Consider the following 17,056-nt stretch of genomic DNA (forward strand, 5'->3'; position numbering starts at 1 on the left):
CTCTTTGAGGCCGGTTTTTTTAGATCAGTCGCTGGTTACCTGAACGCACAGGCCTGTGGGCCGGACAAGGAAAGGGAACCTGTTAACGACTTCGCCGCTTTTATAATGATCAAGGAGATCTAACGTGGTGACATCCAGCCTAACCAATGTTGCACCCCCCTGGCGACGCCACGGCCTGCTACTCCTGCTAACGCTGTTATATACGAATACCTTCATCGGCCGTCAAATCATGGCAGTGATGATCGAGCCCATAAAATATGAATTTAATGCCAGCGACACCGCCATGGGGCTGGTATCCGGGTTGGCTTTCGCAGCAGTATTTGCGCTCTTTGGCTTGGGCGCAGGACGTATGGCTGACCGACTTCCACGCACAAGAATATTAGCCGCCTGTGTCTTGCTATGGAGTGCGACAACTGTTCTATGCGGCTTTACCACTGGCTTCATCGTTCTGGTTATGGCCCGCATGTTGGTGGCTATCGGCGAATCCGCCGTCACCCCATGCTCCATTTCAATGATTGCCGACCTGTATCCAGTGAACCGGCGTGCCTTTGCCATAAGCTGCTATAGCACCGCTCCCACACTCGCAGCCATCATTGCCATGAGTGTAGGTGCCTGGCTGGTGGAACACTATGGCTGGCGTACCGGCTTTATTGCTGTGGGTATTCCGGCAAGCATCATAGCCATTATGATGTTCCTGATGCGTGAGCCTGCTCGCGGGACTTGGGATCATCCCCCTGCGGAACCCCGTGCGCCGCTGTCCTTGCTGGCAACTTTACAATCGCTGTGGGCCATTAAACCCTATCGTTATTTGATCCTGGCTGCTGCCGTCAGTACGCTGGGCACCAATGCCTTTGCAATGTGGAACGCCACTTTTCTTGTACGCTCGCATCACCTGGAGCTTCAGCAGGCTGGCATTCTGGCCGGTGTTGTCGGCGGTGGTTCTGCAGCACTCGGAATGCTGTTCAGTGGCTGGTTTACTGACCGCCTGATCAGTGCCCACCCACGCTGGCAATTACTGATACCACAGTGGGGGCACCTCATTGGCATTGCCACAATGGCGACTTACCTGCTCTGGCCAACCGAAAACTCCTGGATCCTGTTTGGACAGCGAATCCCTACTGCCATGATCTGGTGTGCCCTGAACGGTTTTTTTGCCGTCTGGTGGGTCGGTCCCTGCTTCAGCATGATCACTCGCCTGGTCTCGCCGGATAGTCGTGCCGTGGCCATGGCATGCCAGACTGTTCTGGTGACCCTGCTTGGTGCTGGTGTCGGCCCCCTTGCCGTTGGCGCACTGAGTGATCTATTTATACCCACCTTGCTCGATGAATCACTACGGTACTCCCTGCTACTGGGCTGTGTAAGCACCGCCATCGCCATGGTTTTGCTCAATAATGTTGCTCGTCTACAGCGGCAGGCCGTTGCAAAGGGACCGATTTAACGAACATCGGTTACCGAAGGGTGCCGGCTTTTTAATGCCTGATATCTGGGTGTTGAACCTGCCTGCCAGACATATATCGTGTATTTTCAATATCCAAACAATATGTGCTTGACTCACACATTATAAATCATTAATATGTGCACCAAGTTGATGCGGGGTGGAGCAGTCTGGTAGCTCGTCGGGCTCATAACCCGAAGGTCGTTGGTTCAAATCCAGCCCCCGCTACCAAATTTAGAGAAAGCCGGTTACCGAAAGGTGCCGGCTTTTTCGCGTCTGGTGTCTGGAATACGGCACGCTGAATCAGCATGGATCGGCCCTCACATGGGGCCGTCCAGCAGCACGACAAAATCCATAACAGGCATGGGTCTGTGATACAGAAAACCCTGACCACATGAACAGCCAATATGCTGCAGTAGTTCCGCCTGCTCTAATGTTTCGATACCTTCCGCCACTACCGCAAAACCAAGATCATCCAACAACTGCATGACACCTCGCAGCAAAGTTGTCGCACGCGGGTCATCGCAAATGTCCGCCACAAAGCTGCGATCAATCTTGACGATATCCAAGGGTAATCGGCGCAGATAGGTCAGGCTGGAATAACCGGTACCGAAATCATCCAGCGCCAGTGGAAAGCCTGCCAGCTTAAGCTGCCCAAGCTGACCCATAACGGTATCGGCAAGGTTAATAAATGCTGTTTCCGTAATTTCCAGCTCCAGCATGGAAGGCTGTAGGCCATAACGCTGCACGGTAGCCACACACCAATCAACCAGGTCCGGTTCCTGCAACTGACGCGCAGACAGGTTGATACTGATAGACGGCAATACACGGCCTTGCTGCAGCCATTCATTCAGCATCCGACACGTCCGGTCGAACACCCACCGGTCCAGCGCAATAATCAACCGGCTCTCTTCCGCTAACGGAATGAACTCCGCCGGTGAGATCATGCCCTTGTCGGGGTGATGCCAGCGCAACAGGACTTCAGCTCCCAGCAGGTGTCGGCTGCTCAGGCTCACCTTGGGCTGCAGATACAGCTCCAACCCGAGCTCCGCATCCGGCTGAACCGCCAGCCGCAACTGCTGTTCCAACATCAGCCGCTGGCGCAGATCACTGCTGAGCGCCTGATTATAAAAATGATACCCATCACGCCCGGCCTGCTTGGCTGCAATCATCGCGGTTTGAGCATTGGCCAACAGTGTGTCGCCATCTTCAGCATCCTTGGGACTCAAGGCGATGCCGACCGAGGGACTGAGGTGGATCAATTCGCCATTAAGCTGCACTGGCACCTGCAACAGCCGGATACATTTATCGGCATAACGAGCCGCTTTGGCTGGATCAGTAGCATCAGTCATCAACGCCACCAACTCATCGCCTGCCAAGCGATAAAAGTGCAGATATTCTGCCAACTCCCGCTGCAGTTGACGCGCCTGCTGCTGAATCAGCTGGTCGCCCCCTTTCATGCCGAAGCGATCATTGATCGGAGACAACTGTCCAAGATCAATACAGAGCAACGCTAATGCGCTGCCCGATCCGCCCTCGCGCACCGGCTTGAGCTGATGAAGCAATGTCTGACTCAACTTGTAGCGATTCCCCAGCCCCGTCAGCGGGTCACTGAACGCCAACTGTTGAATCTCGGCCTCCTTGGCCCGCATTTCGGTCAGATCATGAAAAATGGACATGTAATGACTGGTCTCGCCACTGTCATTACGCAATGCACTGACCGACATCCACTGCAGATACAGCTCACCGGACTTACGGCGATTCCATACCTCACCCTGCCAACGCCCCGCCTGACGCAAGGCCATGTTCATCACGTCATAGAAAGGTTGATCGTGATGACTCGAACGCAAGAATTTAGGCGTACTGCCCAATATTTCATCCGCCGTGTAACCGGTAATCTGGGTAAACGCCGTATTAACACGCTGAATACGCGCCTCAGCATCCGTTAACATAATGCCTTCAATAGTGCTGTCGAGGATACGATCTGCCATCGCTTCCTGCGCCTGCAGTGCGTGCCGCAAGCGCTGGTCCTGGCCAATGGCTGTCAGACCCCGAACCTCACCCTGATCATCAAGATGCGGCAGCAATCTAAGCCGAACAGGAATGCTCTGGCCGCTTGTATTCTGCAGTTTCAGCTGGCCACTCCAGTCACCCGACGCCAATACCTCCGGAAAAATGTCATCTGCCAGTGCCTGCCAGGTGGTCGCATCGTAGAATTGATGAACATACAAAGGGTGTGCCTGTAAATCATGCTCAAGACCAACACCCAACAGCTCACGCCCCGCGCGGTTAATGAACTCAAAACGATAATCTTTACCGATGCTGGCAACAAAGTCACCGGCCAGATCCAGATACTGCTTCTGTCGTTCCATTTTTCGTCCACAGTGCCATCACTTCTCAGCACATTTGAGGGCTGCCGCCGTCCGCGTCCATGCCCGGGTTCCAGTAAAGTATTAACATCATATTGACCAATACTCTGTTTAACCACCAAAAAAATAGGTCTTTAACGTAAGACAACAAATTACGTGGATATGCAAAAAACTGTGTGTGATGACAAGATGAAAACACGAACATCGCCCTCATCTGGAGCCAAGTGCCTTCGAATAGTGCACACGCTCTACATAACACACCGCAAAAATATCTTAACCCTCTGTATATAAAAGAGTTTATAAATCATGGCACGACCCTCGCTTTAGCAGGATAACAATTCGCATACCCATGCGGCTTGCTTTGCCTAAAGACTGAAGGGGATCACGATAATGAACACATTAACCAAACACCTCATCGCCGCTGGTCTGATGACCGCCTCTGCTGCTGCCAGTGCTGAACTCTCGGTCAATATCGGCGCAATGAGCGATTACTACTTCCGCGGCGTCGACCAGACCGCCGACAATGCCAGCCTGATGGCAGGTGCCGACTACGATTTTGAAAACGGCTTCTACATCGGCACCTGGGGTGCCCAGCTCGACGACTCCGAACAGGAATACGATCTTTACGGCGGCTACGGTTCCGAATACGAAGGCTTCAGCTACGGTATTGGCTATGCCGGCTACTTCTATACCGCCGACGGTGCCACTGACTTCCATGAGCTCATCTTCAGTGGCGGTTACGGCCCGATCAGTGCCGAATACGTACTCGGTACCGAAGACGCGGAAAGTGGCGATGAAGCCGATTACAGCTTCTTCAGTCTGACCGGTGAATACGAAGGTGCCTACCTGACCTATGGCTCATTCGGCAAGGACTATGACGGCGACTACGTCGAAGCAGGTTACGGTATCAACTATCAGGGTGTCGACCTCAGTCTGGCCTATATCAACCAGCTGGATGACCTGAGCGGTGATGGCAAAAAAGATAAGGCGTTCGTCTTTACCCTGAGCAAAACCTTCAATCTCTGATCCGAAACACATCCCCGCGCATGGGGAGCAGGTCACTTTCTCAACATACACCTTTGATTCGGGCCCGGCAGGGCCCTTTTTTTGCCTGCGCAGTAAAGTTCACAGCCATGCTCCGCTGGGCTATCATCGCCTCCTTTTGACACGGATACTTTCATGGCGACCTATGCGATCGGTGATCTACAAGGCTGTTACGATGAGCTGGTGCAGCTGCTGGAACAGATTGGCTTTGGTCACGGGGATCAGCTTTGGCTCACCGGTGATCTGGTCAACCGCGGCCCCCGCTCACTGGATACCCTGCGCTTTGTAAAAGAGCTGGGCGATGCCGCGATCACCGTGCTTGGCAACCACGATCTGCACCTGCTGGCACTTCATCATGGTGCCACCCGCAAGCCAGGTGCAACACTGGCACCCATCCTCGATGCACCTGACCGCAACGCGTTGATGGAGTGGCTACAGTCACGCCCGCTGCTGCACGACGACAAAGATCTGGGCCATGTCATGACCCATGCCGGCATTCCGCACATCTGGTCGCTGAAACAGGCTCGCCAATACGCTAATGAGGTGGAACAGGCGCTACAGGGCGAACAGGCTGGCTCTTTTTTCGCGCACATGTACGGCAATCACCCTGACCGTTGGCATGACCATCTGACCGGCACCGACCGCCTGCGCACCATCACCAACTACTTTACCCGCATGCGCTTCATCAAGCGCGATGGCAGCCTGGAGTTCAAGGCCAACGGGGGCGTTGAATCCGCACCCAAGGGTTTCCAACCCTGGTTCGAACAGCCGCGCAGTAAACTTCTCAAACGCCACCAGCTGTTCGGCCATTGGGCCGCATTGGGCTTCCGTCAACTGCCCGGCATTACCGCTCTCGACAGCGGCTGTGTTTGGGGAAATACCCTGACTGCCGTTAGACTCGAAGATGGCAACTGGTTCAGCCAGCCCTGCCTCGGCAACCTGACCCAAGGAGAATAGACTTTGACCGATTATCGCTGCATCAACATCGACCAAGCCTGCGAACTGATCGACCAGGGCGCACACGTCGTCGATATCCGCGACGAAGGCAGCTTTGGCGAGCTGCATATCAACCAGGCTTTCAATTTGAACAATCAGAATATGCCGGACTATCTGGCCCAGGCCGACTTTGATGCGCCCCTGATCGTCTGTTGCTACCACGGCATCAGCAGCCAGTCGGCTGCCGCCTATCTGGTACATCAGGGGTTTGAACAGGTCTATAGCCTGGATGGCGGTTTCGAGGCCTGGCGTGCCCAGTGCCCGGACCGCTGCGCACGCTGATGCAGATTTATCTGGTTGGCGGTGCCGTCCGTGACCGGCTGTTGGGGCTGGAGGTCAAGGACCGAGATTGGGTGGTGGTGGGCGCCACTCCCGAGGCCATGGCGAAGCAAGGCTTCAAGCCCGTCGGACAGGACTTCCCGGTATTCCTGCATCCCGATACGGGCGAGGAATATGCACTCGCCCGCACCGAGCGCAAGAGCGGCAAGGGCTATACCGGCTTTACCTTCCACGCCAGCCCGGAGGTCAGCCTTGAGGACGACCTGCTGCGCCGCGACCTGACGATCAATGCCATCGCGCAAAGCGAAGACGGCCAGCTGCACGATCCCTGCGGCGGCCAGCAGGACCTGGAGCAGCGCCTGCTGCGCCACGTTTCGCCTGCGTTTGTTGAAGACCCGCTGCGGGTGCTGCGCGTGGCACGCTTCTACGCCCGCTTCGCCCACCTCGGTTTTCAGGTTGCCGACGAGACCCTGCAACTCATGCAGGCACTCAGCGCCAGCGATGAGCTGGACCACCTGACCGCTGAGCGAGTCTGGCAGGAATGCCAGCGAGCCCTGTGCACATGCTCACCTGCACGCTTTTTCAGCCTGCTGCAACAGGTCGGAGCACTGCCCAAGCTGATCCCCCAGAGCGAGGCATTGGACTGCACCCGACTGCAACAGCGAATCGATCAGCTGCCGGGCAATACGCCCCACCCGCCGGAGCAGGTGTTTGCCCTGTTTACCTGGAGCCTGACCGCACAACAGGACAGCGCCAGCGGGCATGCCGCCATCACCGCCTTGTGCGGCCAGCTGCGCATTCCCAACCGCTTCCGCGACCTGGCTCTTAAAGTCCGCCTGCACGCCGACGCACTGAGTCGTTTCGATCAGCTTGATGCCGCCGAACGCCTGCATCTGATCAAGACCCTGGATCTGCTGCGCCGCCCGGAACAGCTGGATGACCTGATCGCGGTGACCCATGCGCTGCACCCGGCATTGCCGGACACGCGCCTACGCGGGTTGCAGCAGCTGCTGGATGCCATCAAGGCAATCGACAACCGCGCCCTGATGGCCGAAGGCTATACCGGCAAGGCGCTGGGAGAGGCACTGGCGCAGCGGCAACAACAGCTATGCGCTGACTACACCGAGGGATTATCGGCATGAACCAACACCCGCGCGCACTCGTTACCGGTGCCGCACGGCGCATTGGCGCCTGCATCAGCCAGCACCTGCATGCGGCCGGTTATGACATCATTCTGCATTACCGCGAATCAGTGGCCGAGGCCGAGCAACTGTGCGCTGAACTGAACACCCGCCGTGCCAACAGCTGCACCTGCCTGCAGGCGGATCTGGAGCAGATGGAGGCTGTCGAACAGATGGCGGCAACCGTCACGGCATCAGGCGGCTTACACCTGCTGGTCAACAACGCATCCAGCTTTTACCCGACACCAATCGGCGCAGCCACCCAGCAGGACTGGGATACGCTGATCAACAGCAACCTGCGCGCGCCTTTTTTTCTGACCCAGGCACTGCAGCCATTACTGCAGGCATCACAGGGAGCTGTGGTTAACCTGGTCGATGTACATGCCGAAAGGGGATTGGCCGGATTCCCGGTCTATTCGATCGCCAAGGCCGGCTTGCAGATGATGACGCGGACATTGGCTCGCGAACTGGCACCCCGGATACGGGTCAATGGTATTGCGCCGGGGCCGATCCTGTGGCCGGAAGCCGAAGCGGCATTGAGCGATGACGCCCGCAAGGCCGTGCTCGACAAAACATTACTGGCTCGCACCGGACGGCCCGAGGATATCGCCGACGCGGTTCTGTTTCTGGCCCGCGCCGGTTACGTCACCGGCCAGATACTGGCCGTAGATGGCGGGCGTTCACTTTATAGCTGAGTCAGCCCGCGAAATCCGCTGCCCCTGCCACTCAAAGTCGATCGGCCACAGCTGCTGCGGCCGGTCATATCCCTGCCACAGGTCCGCATACGTCTCCCCTGACAGCGGGTGACAGCTATCTGCTGCAATCTCGGCCAGCGGCCGGAGCACGAAGGCGTTATGCACGATTTCATCCCGCGGCAACTGCACACCGTCTACCGGGTGGTCCAGCTCGGCATAGGTCAGAATATCGATATCCAGCGTTCGGCCGCTGAACCGGGGACCCGAGCGGTCGCGCCCGTTATCATCCTCGATCTGCTTGAGGACCGCCGACAACTCTGCCACTTCCAGCGCCGTGTCGATGCCAACCACCAGATTGTAGAAGTTGTCACCGCTGAAGCCCACGGCCTCACTCTCGTATACCGAGGAGATCAGCAGATTGCCGAAACGTGCGGTCAGGGCATCGAGCGCGGCCCGAATGTAACGCTCACGCTCACAATTACTGCCCAGACTAAGATAGACCCGTACCATCAGTCACGGGTCCCGCGCTCAATGATCACACCGACGTCACGCGCGCCTCTCACCGCTCCCGGCTTGCTCAAACGCAGGCGTAACCAGGGCACCGGGAATTCGCTCTGCACGATCTGGGCGATCTCTTCTGCCATGGTCTCCACCAGCAGGAATTCGCTTTCACTGATGAACGCGATCAAACGCTTGGCCACCGTCTTGTAATTGAGCGTATTCTCGATATCTTCCGTCGCCGCAGCGGCGCGGATATCGGTCCCCATCTCCAGATCCAGGCTCACGGTCTGGCGTACTTTGCGCTCCCAGTCGTAAATGCCGATCACGGTTTCGACCTGCAATTCACGTATGTAGACGATATCCATCCTGTCTCCTGTCTGTACTCTGTGCAAGTGGGCCGATTGTGACCCTCTGCGCGCTTGTATATGCTTGTTGAAGTGCCGGTCAATTTATCACGCCAGCCACCGACAGGGTAACGTCGCGGCAGGCATTGTAACGGACGTGTTCATGCCCGATTACCTGTTACTGCTGTGTGCCTACCTGCTTGGCTCCATTCCCAGTGCCGTGCTGATCTGTCGCGCCATGGGGCTAGACGACCCACGACACAACGGGTCCGGCAACCCCGGCGCTACCAATGTACTGCGTCTCGGAGGCCACCAGGCCGCTGCCCTGACCCTGCTCGCAGACCTGAGCAAGGGCGGTGCCGCCATCCTGCTGGCGCTGAACGCCGCTGCCCCAGCCTTGTTGCAGGGCTGGGTCATGCTGGCAGCTGTCTGCGGCCATCTATTCCCACTGCTCAGTCTGCACCGTGGTGGCAAGGGCGTTGCCACTACGCTGGGCTGTTCGCTGCTGTTGGCCTGGCCCCTGGCTCTGTGTCAGCTGTTGTTCTGGGGACTGATATTCCTGTTCGGACGCATCTCGTCGCTGGCCTCCATCGCCACCGCCGCCATCACTCCCCTGTTCTGCTACCTGCTTGCACCCGGCCTGCTCTGGCCATTTTCAATCACTTCATTGCTGCTGATTCTCAGACACTGCAGCAATATCCGTAAGCTGATCGCCGGGCGCGAACAACGCTTTTAGATTGCATCCAGCGTATCCAATGGCCAACGCGGGCGGGCCAGAATGGTCAAGTCGGAGTTCTGACCGGCCAGCAGCCGCTGACAGCCCGCATAGGCGATCATCGCACCGTTGTCGGTACAGAACTCATGACGTGCGTAGAACAAGCCTGCACGCTCCTTTTTCACCACCTCATCCAGACGTTCACGCAGTCGCTGGTTCGCACTGACACCGCCGGCAATGACCAGCTGCTTCAAACCGGTTTGCTGCAACGCCCGACGACATTTGATCGCCAGCGTCTCCACCACTGCATCCTCAAAGGCACAGGCTATATCGGCCATGGTCTGCGGATCGATGACACCATCAGCATCACGGGCAGCATTGGCGGTATTGAGAGTAAATGTCTTGAGACCCGAGAAACTGAAGTCCAGCCCGGGACGGTCCGTCATTGGCCGTGGAAAGCGGTAGCGCCCACGCTCGCCCTGCAGCGCCAGTTTGGCAATCAGTGGACCACCGGGATAATCCAGACCCAGCATTTTCGCCGCCTTGTCGAACGCTTCGCCTGCCGCGTCATCCAGTGATTCGCCCAACAGCTCATACTGGCCGATGCCCTCGACCCGCACCAGCTGGGTATGACCACCGGATACCAGCAACGCCACAAACGGAAATGCCGGGGGATTATTTTCCAGCATCGGTGCCAACAGATGCCCTTCCATATGGTGCACACCAATCGCCGGCACGCCCAACCCCAGCGCCAGCGCACGCCCCGTTGACGCACCCACCATCAATGCACCGATCAAACCGGGGCCGGCCGTATAAGCCACACCGTCGACGGCATCCAGTGCCAGTCCGGCCTTGGCCATCACTTCACGGATCAGCGGCAGCAACTTGCGCACATGATCGCGTGAGGCCAATTCCGGTACCACACCACCGTACTCGGCATGCATTTTGACCTGGCTGTACAATGCATCCGACAGCAATCCGTGCTCACTGTCGTACAACGCGACACCGGTCTCGTCACAGGATGTTTCTATTCCCAGCACTCGCATAGCGGCCTCTTTGATCACGCGGGTTTAGTCTTAATGGTCATTATCCTTCACTCTGTGGCAAAATTCACGGGTCTTTGCTTTACAGCAACGTCTATGCTTAATAAAATATGCCGCCTTCTTTGCAACGGCTCCGTCGAGCAGTTGGAGAAGTCACAACCCAAATCCATTTCAGGAGAGTCTGAATGCCCCAGGTAAAAGTTAAAGATAACGAGCCGTTTGATGTAGCCCTGCGTCGCTTCAAGCGTTCTTGCGAAAAAGCCGGTGTCCTGGCTGAAGTACGTCGTCGTGAATGCTACGAAAAGCCCACTGCTGTTCGCAAGCGTAAAGCCGCTGCTGCCGTAAAGCGTCACGCCAAGAAACTGCAGCGTGAAACTTCACGTCGTGTACGTCTGTACTGATTAATTTTCTGAACATCTGACCCAGCCTACGGAGCTTCTTTATGTCTGATCTGAAAAGCACACTGACAGAACAGATGAAAGACGCAATGCGCGCAAAGGACAAGGTTCGCCTTGGCACTATCCGCATGATTCAGGCTGAGATCCAGCGTGTCGAAGTCGACGAGCGGATCAAACTCGACGATGAACGCATTCTGGTCGTAATGGACAAGATGCAGAAACAACGAAAAGACTCCATTACCCAGTATCTGGCGGCTGAGCGCCCGGAGCTGGCAGAGAAGGAGCAGCAGGAGCTGGAGGTGATTAAAACTTTCCTGCCGCAGCCACTCAGTGACACTGAGATCACTCAGATTATTGATGACGCCATCGCCGCATCCGGCGCAAGCTCGATGCAGGATATGGGCAAAGTGATGGCACTCGTCAAACCCCGAGTTCAGGGACGCGCCGACATGGGCAGCATCTCCGGTCGGGTGAAGCAGAAACTCTAAAGGTCCGCATACGCTGACCTGTCCGCAGCGGAGCGAACATGGCAGGTCGAATACCCCAACATTTCATTGACGACCTTCTGGCCCGCATCAACATCGTTGATGTCGTCGACGGCCGCGTCAAACTCAAGCGCGCAGGCAAGAATTACTCAGGCCTCTGCCCGTTCCACAAGGAAAAAAGCCCCTCGTTCTCGGTCAGCCCCGACAAACAGTTCTATTACTGCTTTGGCTGTGGTGCCGGCGGCAACGCCCTTGGCTTCCTGATGGAATACGACCGCCTCAGTTTTCCCGAAGCCGTTGAAGAACTGGCCAAACAGGCCGGTGTGGATGTGCCGCGTGAAGAGAACCGCAACACCGACCCCCAACGCGAACAACAGCTCAAGCGTCAATTCGATGCCCTGGAACAGGCCAGTACCTTTTTTCGCCAACAGCTGCGCCAGTCACCCGAGCGCCAACGCGCCGTAGGCTACCTCAAGCAGCGCGGACTGAGTGGCCAGATAGCGGCCGCCTTCGGCATAGGCTACGCCCCGCCCGGCTGGGACAACCTGCTGCAGCACTTTGGTGCGACCGAAACTGCAACGGCTCTGCTGGAACAGGCCGGCATGGTTATCCACAACGAAGACAAGCAAAGCCACTATGACCGCTTCCGGGATCGCATCATGTTTCCGATCCGCGATGTCCGTGGCCGCGTGCTCGGCTTTGGCGGTCGTGTACTGGGTGACGACAAGCCCAAATACCTGAACTCGCCGGAAACACCGACCTTTCACAAGGGCCGAGAACTCTACGGCCTGTATGAAGCACGCCAGCACAGTAACCACCTCGACCGACTGCTGATCGTCGAGGGTTACATGGATGTGGTCAGCCTGGCCCAGCACGGCATTCACTGGTCGGTTGCCACACTTGGTACCGCCACCACTGCCCAGCATCTGGAGCGCCTGTTCAAGCTGGTACCCGAAGTTATTTTCTGCTTCGACGGCGACGAAGCCGGTCGCAATGCCGCCCGCCGCGCCATGCACACCACCTTGCCGGTCATCAAGGACGGTCAGGAAGCGCGCTTCCTGTTTCTACCCGATGGCGAGGACCCGGATACGCTGGTCCGCCACGAGGGCGAAAGCGCCTTTACCGAGCGCGTTACCCAGGCACTGCCGCTGAGCGAGTTTTTCTTCCGCCAACTGTCGGAAGACGCTGATCTGAGCAGCATGGACGGTCGCGCCCGCTTCAGCAACACCGCCCTGCCGCTGATCCAGTCGATGCAACCGACCCTGCTCAAGCAGATGATGCTGGACCGCATCTGTGAGATTACCGGCCTGAATCTGGAACAGCTGGGCAGCGTTATCGATTTGCATCAGGCCACTCATGACAGCGCGCCCCCCTCTGCCCCACCCGCGTCCACGTCCGACTACTACGAACCGGCACGTCCGGCCGAATACGCCCCAAGAGCGCCTACAGCCAAGCCCAAGCGCGGCCCAAACAACCTGGTCAACCAGGCAATTTCGATCTTACTGCACCATCCTGAACTGGCACAGAGTGCCCCGGCAGCGAACAGCTTCCAGGTTTTGATGGAACCCAATATCGAGGTTCTGATCAATCTGCTGAACTACCTGCAGAACGAGCCGGGCAGCTCGCTGGGTACACTTCTGGTCGACTGGCAAAGCCTGGACGAACGCCGCTCCGACCTGATGCTGCTCAATGAAATATCCCACCTGGACCCCGTCCTCGGCGATGTCGATGCTGGCTCTTTACTGCAAGATACGCTGAACCACCTACTGGGCCGCCGACAGGACGCATTGCTGGACCAGCTCTTGAAAAAGTCGCGACAGACCCCACTTACAGATGAAGAGAAGCGCGATTTGCAACAACTACTGCTAAACCGGCAACACTAAGATGCAAACCCGTTTTCAGGCAACCCCCTGATTTCTGGTCTATCCTCTTAGCAAAGCATGCCGGCAGCGCAAAAATACTGGTTGTAGCCGAAATCGCCCTGATCCGGTATAATATTGCGCTCATTTTCCGCCATCAGTCACATCAGCATTCATTCGTCGCAGGGGCTCTATGTCAGACAAATCCCAACAGCAGTCTCGTCTCAAGGAACTGATCGCCCGGGGTAAAGAGCAGGGCTATCTTACCTACGCCGAGGTTAACGATCACCTGCCGGAGGATATCGCCGACCCGGATCAGGTCGAAGACATCATTCGCATGATCAACGACATGGGGATTCGTGTTGCTGAAGTAGCACCGGATGCCGAAGACCTTCTGCTGAGCGGCGGCGACTCTGCCGAAGAAGCCGACGAAGAAGCCGTAGCCGCTCTGGCTGCCGTGGAGTCCGATGCCGGCCGCACCACCGACCCCGTGCGCATGTACATGCGTGAAATGGGTACCGTGGAGCTGCTGACCCGTGAAGGCGAAATCGACATCGCCAAACGGATCGAAGAAGGCATCCGCGAAGTCATGATGGCTCTTTCACGCTTCCCCGGTAGCGTCGAGATCGTCCTTGAAGCCTACAACACCGTGCTGCAGGAAGAAGGCCGCCTGAGCGACATCTTCAGCGGTTATATCGATGCTGACGCGCCGATTGTTGAAAACAAGGTTGAAGCACCCGTCGAACCCGAAGAGGAAGACGACGACGAAAAGGACGAAGAGAAGGACGACGACTCTACAGAAACCGAAGAGAAAGAACGCGGCCCCGATCCGGAAGAAGCCCGCCTTCGCTTCGGTCTGATCCAGGAACGCCTGGACAGCCTGAATGCAGCACGCGATCGCAACGCCAGCACCGACGAAATCTCTGAAGCGGTCATGGCACTGGCAGGTGCATTTGCACCGATCAAACTGTCTCCCCGTTTCTATGACCTGCTGGTAGAGCGCGTTCGCACCTGCATCGACAACATTCGCAAGCAGGAGCGCACCATGATGCGCATCTGCACCCAGCGTGCCAAAATGCCCCGCGCACTCTTCATCAAGAGCTTCCCGGGCAACGAGATCAGCCAGGAATGGCTGGACGCTCTGGCGAGCAGCAACAAGCCCTTCGCCGCCGCCATTGGCCGCAGCATGCCGGATCTGCAGCGTGCACAGCGCCGCCTGAAGCAGATTGAAGACAACACCGGCATGACACTGGCCGAGATCAAGGACATTAACCGCAGCCTGTCCATTGGCGAAGCACGCGCCCGTCGCGCCAAGAAAGAGATGGTCGAGGCCAACCTGCGTCTGGTTATCTCCATCGCCAAGAAATACACCAACCGTGGCCTGCAGTTCCTCGACCTGATCCAGGAAGGCAACATCGGCCTGATGAAGGCGGTGGATAAGTTCGAATACCGTCGCGGTTACAAATTCTCCACCTATGCCACCTGGTGGATTCGTCAGGCGATCACCCGCTCCATCGCCGACCAGGCGCGTACCATTCGTATTCCGGTACACATGATCGAAACGATCAACAAACTCAACCGTATCTCCCGCCAGATGCTGCAGGAGATGGGTCGCGAAGCGACACCGGAAGAGTTGGCTGAACGCATGGAGATGCCGGAAGACAAGATCCGCAAGGTACTGAAGATCGCCAAAGAGCCGATCTCCATGGAAACGCCGATCGGTGATGACGAAGACTCCAGCCTGGGCGATTTCATCGAAGACACGACGCTGTGCTCTCCGGTGGACACGGCAACCGGTGAAGGCCTGCGCGAAGCTACCAAGGAGATCCTCTCCGGTTTGACCGCACGTGAAGCCAAGGTATTGCGCATGCGCTTCGGTATCGACATGAATACCGATCACACACTGGAAGAAGTCGGCAAACAGTTCGACGTAACCCGTGAGCGTATCCGTCAGATCGAAGCCAAGGCACTGCGCAAGCTGCGCCACCCGAGCCGCTCCGACCACCTGCGTACCTTCATCGACGAATAATCGTTTAGTTTCATCGTATTGCGCCAATGATAGGACATGCTATCATTGGCGCTGCTTTTCGGGCCTATAGCTCAGTTGGTCAGAGCAGTGGACTCATAATCCATTGGTCCCAGGTTCAAGTCCTGGTGGGCCCACCAATACACCCCGCAAAACCCTACTAAATTCAGCAAGTTATGCTGATATACCCAAAGGGATTTTGTTCCGCGTCACCTCTGGATTCTCATTCGGTACAATTTCGGTACACTGGCAAAGCGCAAGCAGTACAGCCAGGTACAGGGAAAGTGTGAGGAAACAGTATGGCAACGATTGTCAGAACAGAGTCCAAAACCTGGAAAGCCATGATTCGGAAGAAAGGCTTTCCCACCACTGTCAAAACCTTCAGAACCAAACGTGACGCCGAAGACTGGGCACGCCGTACAGAAGATGAAATGGTGCGCGGCATCTACATCCAGCGGGCACCTGCTGAAAAGATGACCTTCAGCGCTGCACTGGATCGATATCTGAGCGAAGTCACACCCACTAAACGCCCCAAAACCCAACAAGCCGAGCGCACTCGTGCCACGCCGCTAAAAGCATTTTTCGGCAAATACTCGCTTGCCACAATTAGTGCAGAATTGGTCGCTGAGTACCGCGATAAGCGCTTGGCCGGTGAAGACCGCCTGGACAAAGACGGCAACCCTCGACCCCGCTCTGCGAGCACAGTACGTTTGGAAATGGCGTTGCTGGGCCACCTCTTCACCACCGCTATCAAGGAATGGGGTATTGGCCTCACCTACAATCCGGTGACGAATGTACGCCGCCCTGCCCCAGGCGCAGGCCGTAACCGTCGCATTTCCTCAGAGGAAGAGCAGCGCCTCCTCAGCGCCGTTGACGCTCACTCCAACCCGATGCTTGGCTGGATCGTCCGAATCGCCATAGAGACCGGTATGCGCTCCTCAGAGATCACATCCCTGACACTGGGCCAAGTCAATCTGAAAAAGCGCATCGTTACGCTGCTGGAAACGAAGAACACCATGCCTCGAACGGTCCCTCTTACATTGGCAGCCGTGGAACAGTTTCAGCAGGCCATCGACAACCCTGTTCGCCCACCAGACACAAATCTTGTCTTTTTTGGCGAACCCGGCCGGGATGGTATGCGCAAGCCCTACAGCTTCAACAAGGTCTGGATGCACATCAAGAAAAGTGTCGGACTCGCTGACCTACGCTTTCATGACCTACGCCATGAAGCCGTCAGCCGCTTTGTTGAAGGCGGGCTAAGTGATCAACAGGTTGCCGCGATCAGTGGTCACAAGTCTATGCAAATGCTGCGGCGCTATACACATTTGCGAGCTGAAGACTTAGTAGACCAGCTGGATGCCATTGAACAGAAGCGTTCACAAGCCCCTCGAAAAACATCACTGTGAACAATATGAAATTTCTACTGAAACAGAACATGTAGTGGCCTAATGATCCCGGACACCAACTTAAGGTGGTAAAGTCACCGCCGAAGAAGAGGTGTTTAATGGCAAGACAGCGTCGTTCGTTTTCAACCGAGTTCAAAGTGGAAGCCGCCAGTCTGGTGGTCGATCAGGGTTACAGTATGGCTGAAGCCAGTCGTGCCGTTGATGTGGGCGAGTCCGCATTGAGGCGGTGGGTTAATCAGCTACGTGCCGAACGTGGCGGTGTAACACCCACATCCAAGGC

17 protein-coding genes and 2 tRNA genes are annotated in these 17,056 nt (G+C 56.7%); 15 read left to right on the forward strand and 4 right to left on the reverse strand.

The window, feature by feature from the left end; translation table 11 throughout:
- The first annotated feature begins 124 nt into the window (after nt 1-124).
- Both CLV44_RS15535 and CLV44_RS15540 read left to right on the forward strand, forming a co-directional pair.
- Entirely contained in the window at nt 125-1,438 is a 1,314-nt protein-coding gene (locus tag CLV44_RS15535) for a spinster family MFS transporter (RefSeq protein ID WP_106593040.1), read from the forward strand.
- 151 nt (nt 1,439-1,589) lie between these two features.
- Nucleotides 1,590-1,666, forward strand: a tRNA-Met gene (locus CLV44_RS15540).
- 89 nt (nt 1,667-1,755) lie between these two features.
- On the opposite strand, the gene CLV44_RS15545 is transcribed toward CLV44_RS15540, so the two are convergent.
- The gene (locus CLV44_RS15545) at nt 1,756-3,807 is read right to left on the reverse strand and encodes a putative bifunctional diguanylate cyclase/phosphodiesterase (RefSeq protein ID WP_106593041.1); all 2,052 of its coding nucleotides are present in this window, start codon (nt 3,805-3,807) and stop codon (nt 1,756-1,758) included.
- 387 nt (nt 3,808-4,194) lie between these two features.
- Here CLV44_RS15545 and CLV44_RS15550 point away from each other — a divergent pair, with 387 nt between their 5' ends.
- The 5 genes from CLV44_RS15550 to CLV44_RS15570 all read left to right on the forward strand — a co-directional run bounded on the left by CLV44_RS15550 (nt 4,195) and on the right by CLV44_RS15570 (nt 7,999).
- On the forward strand, nt 4,195-4,830 hold the full coding sequence (locus CLV44_RS15550) for a TorF family putative porin (RefSeq protein ID WP_106593042.1): 636 nt from the start codon (nt 4,195-4,197) through the stop codon (nt 4,828-4,830).
- 153 nt (nt 4,831-4,983) lie between these two features.
- Nucleotides 4,984-5,805: a symmetrical bis(5'-nucleosyl)-tetraphosphatase gene (locus tag CLV44_RS15555; protein ID WP_106593043.1), complete on the forward strand. Its 822-nt coding sequence runs from the start codon at nt 4,984-4,986 to the stop codon at nt 5,803-5,805.
- Nucleotides 5,806-5,808: 3 nt separating this feature from the next.
- The gene (gene glpE, locus CLV44_RS15560) at nt 5,809-6,126 is read left to right on the forward strand and encodes a thiosulfate sulfurtransferase GlpE (protein ID WP_106593044.1); all 318 of its coding nucleotides are present in this window, start codon (nt 5,809-5,811) and stop codon (nt 6,124-6,126) included.
- The gene (locus CLV44_RS15565) at nt 6,126-7,265 is read left to right on the forward strand and encodes a tRNA nucleotidyltransferase/poly(A) polymerase-related protein (protein ID WP_106593057.1); all 1,140 of its coding nucleotides are present in this window, start codon (nt 6,126-6,128) and stop codon (nt 7,263-7,265) included. The genes glpE and CLV44_RS15565 overlap by 1 nt, the downstream gene beginning before the upstream one ends.
- A complete protein-coding gene (locus CLV44_RS15570; protein WP_106593045.1) occupies nt 7,262-7,999 on the forward strand; it encodes a pteridine reductase in 738 nt (245 codons plus the stop codon). Before CLV44_RS15565 ends, CLV44_RS15570 begins: the two co-directional genes overlap by 4 nt.
- Here the strand turns inward: CLV44_RS15570 and folK are convergent.
- Nucleotides 7,985-8,509, reverse strand: coding sequence for a 2-amino-4-hydroxy-6-hydroxymethyldihydropteridine diphosphokinase (gene folK / locus CLV44_RS15575; protein ID WP_106593046.1), 525 nt, complete (start codon nt 8,507-8,509; stop codon nt 7,985-7,987). The two genes, CLV44_RS15570 and folK, sit on opposite strands and share 15 nt — an antisense overlap.
- Nucleotides 8,509-8,865 (reverse strand): dihydroneopterin aldolase, encoded by a 357-nt coding sequence (gene folB, locus CLV44_RS15580; protein WP_106593047.1) that lies wholly within the window; start codon nt 8,863-8,865, stop codon nt 8,509-8,511. The genes folK and folB overlap by 1 nt, the downstream gene beginning before the upstream one ends.
- 142 nt (nt 8,866-9,007) lie before the next feature.
- Between folB and plsY the strand changes: the two genes are divergently transcribed.
- Entirely contained in the window at nt 9,008-9,580 is a 573-nt protein-coding gene (gene plsY / locus CLV44_RS15585) for a glycerol-3-phosphate 1-O-acyltransferase PlsY (protein ID WP_106593048.1), read from the forward strand.
- Here the strand turns inward: plsY and tsaD are convergent.
- Nucleotides 9,577-10,605 (reverse strand): tRNA (adenosine(37)-N6)-threonylcarbamoyltransferase complex transferase subunit TsaD, encoded by a 1,029-nt coding sequence (tsaD, locus tag CLV44_RS15590; protein WP_106593049.1) that lies wholly within the window; start codon nt 10,603-10,605, stop codon nt 9,577-9,579. The genes plsY and tsaD overlap by 4 nt on opposite strands.
- Before the next feature lie 182 nt (nt 10,606-10,787).
- On the opposite strand from tsaD, the gene rpsU reads away from it, so the two are divergent.
- The 7 genes from rpsU to CLV44_RS15625 form a co-directional block, all read left to right on the forward strand.
- Complete coding sequence (rpsU, locus tag CLV44_RS15595) at nt 10,788-11,003, forward strand: 30S ribosomal protein S21 (RefSeq protein ID WP_106593050.1); 216 nt, start codon at nt 10,788-10,790, stop codon at nt 11,001-11,003.
- Nucleotides 11,004-11,044: 41 nt separating this feature from the next.
- Complete coding sequence (locus CLV44_RS15600) at nt 11,045-11,488, forward strand: GatB/YqeY domain-containing protein (RefSeq protein WP_106593051.1); 444 nt, start codon at nt 11,045-11,047, stop codon at nt 11,486-11,488.
- A gap of 38 nt (nt 11,489-11,526) precedes the next feature.
- Nucleotides 11,527-13,368 (forward strand): DNA primase, encoded by a 1,842-nt coding sequence (dnaG, locus tag CLV44_RS15605; protein ID WP_106593052.1) that lies wholly within the window; start codon nt 11,527-11,529, stop codon nt 13,366-13,368.
- Between the two features lie 169 nt (nt 13,369-13,537).
- Entirely contained in the window at nt 13,538-15,373 is a 1,836-nt protein-coding gene (rpoD, locus tag CLV44_RS15610; protein ID WP_106593053.1) for an RNA polymerase sigma factor RpoD, read from the forward strand.
- A 60-nt stretch (nt 15,374-15,433) separates the two neighbouring features.
- Nucleotides 15,434-15,510: transfer RNA gene (locus tag CLV44_RS15615), tRNA-Ile, on the forward strand.
- Nucleotides 15,511-15,669: 159 nt separating this feature from the next.
- Nucleotides 15,670-16,776 (forward strand): site-specific integrase, encoded by a 1,107-nt coding sequence (locus CLV44_RS15620; RefSeq protein ID WP_106593054.1) that lies wholly within the window; start codon nt 15,670-15,672, stop codon nt 16,774-16,776.
- Between the two features lie 98 nt (nt 16,777-16,874).
- On the forward strand, nt 16,875-17,056 hold a 182-nt coding region (locus CLV44_RS15625), incomplete at its 3' end, for a transposase (RefSeq protein ID WP_146140022.1).

Origin of the sequence: Marinobacterium halophilum, from assembly GCF_003014615.1 — a bacterium.
GTDB classification, from domain to species: domain Bacteria; phylum Pseudomonadota; class Gammaproteobacteria; order Pseudomonadales; family Balneatricaceae; genus Marinobacterium; species Marinobacterium halophilum.

Coding starts and splice junctions, on each gene's coding strand:
- CLV44_RS15545 (WP_106593041.1), bottom strand. CDS start 3,807: ATGGAACGACAGAAGCAGTATCTGGATCTGGCCGGTGACTTTGTTGCC.
- CLV44_RS15550 (WP_106593042.1), top strand. CDS start 4,195: ATGAACACATTAACCAAACACCTCATCGCCGCTGGTCTGATGACCGCC.
- CLV44_RS15555 (WP_106593043.1), top strand. CDS start 4,984: ATGGCGACCTATGCGATCGGTGATCTACAAGGCTGTTACGATGAGCTG.
- CLV44_RS15565 (WP_106593057.1), top strand. CDS start 6,126: ATGCAGATTTATCTGGTTGGCGGTGCCGTCCGTGACCGGCTGTTGGGG.
- CLV44_RS15570 (WP_106593045.1), top strand. CDS start 7,262: ATGAACCAACACCCGCGCGCACTCGTTACCGGTGCCGCACGGCGCATT.
- folK (WP_106593046.1), bottom strand. CDS start 8,509: ATGGTACGGGTCTATCTTAGTCTGGGCAGTAATTGTGAGCGTGAGCGT.
- folB (WP_106593047.1), bottom strand. CDS start 8,865: ATGGATATCGTCTACATACGTGAATTGCAGGTCGAAACCGTGATCGGC.
- plsY (WP_106593048.1), top strand. CDS start 9,008: ATGCCCGATTACCTGTTACTGCTGTGTGCCTACCTGCTTGGCTCCATT.
- tsaD (WP_106593049.1), bottom strand. CDS start 10,605: ATGCGAGTGCTGGGAATAGAAACATCCTGTGACGAGACCGGTGTCGCG.
- rpsU (WP_106593050.1), top strand. CDS start 10,788: ATGCCCCAGGTAAAAGTTAAAGATAACGAGCCGTTTGATGTAGCCCTG.
- CLV44_RS15600 (WP_106593051.1), top strand. CDS start 11,045: ATGTCTGATCTGAAAAGCACACTGACAGAACAGATGAAAGACGCAATG.
- dnaG (WP_106593052.1), top strand. CDS start 11,527: ATGGCAGGTCGAATACCCCAACATTTCATTGACGACCTTCTGGCCCGC.
- rpoD (WP_106593053.1), top strand. CDS start 13,538: ATGTCAGACAAATCCCAACAGCAGTCTCGTCTCAAGGAACTGATCGCC.
- CLV44_RS15620 (WP_106593054.1), top strand. CDS start 15,670: ATGGCAACGATTGTCAGAACAGAGTCCAAAACCTGGAAAGCCATGATT.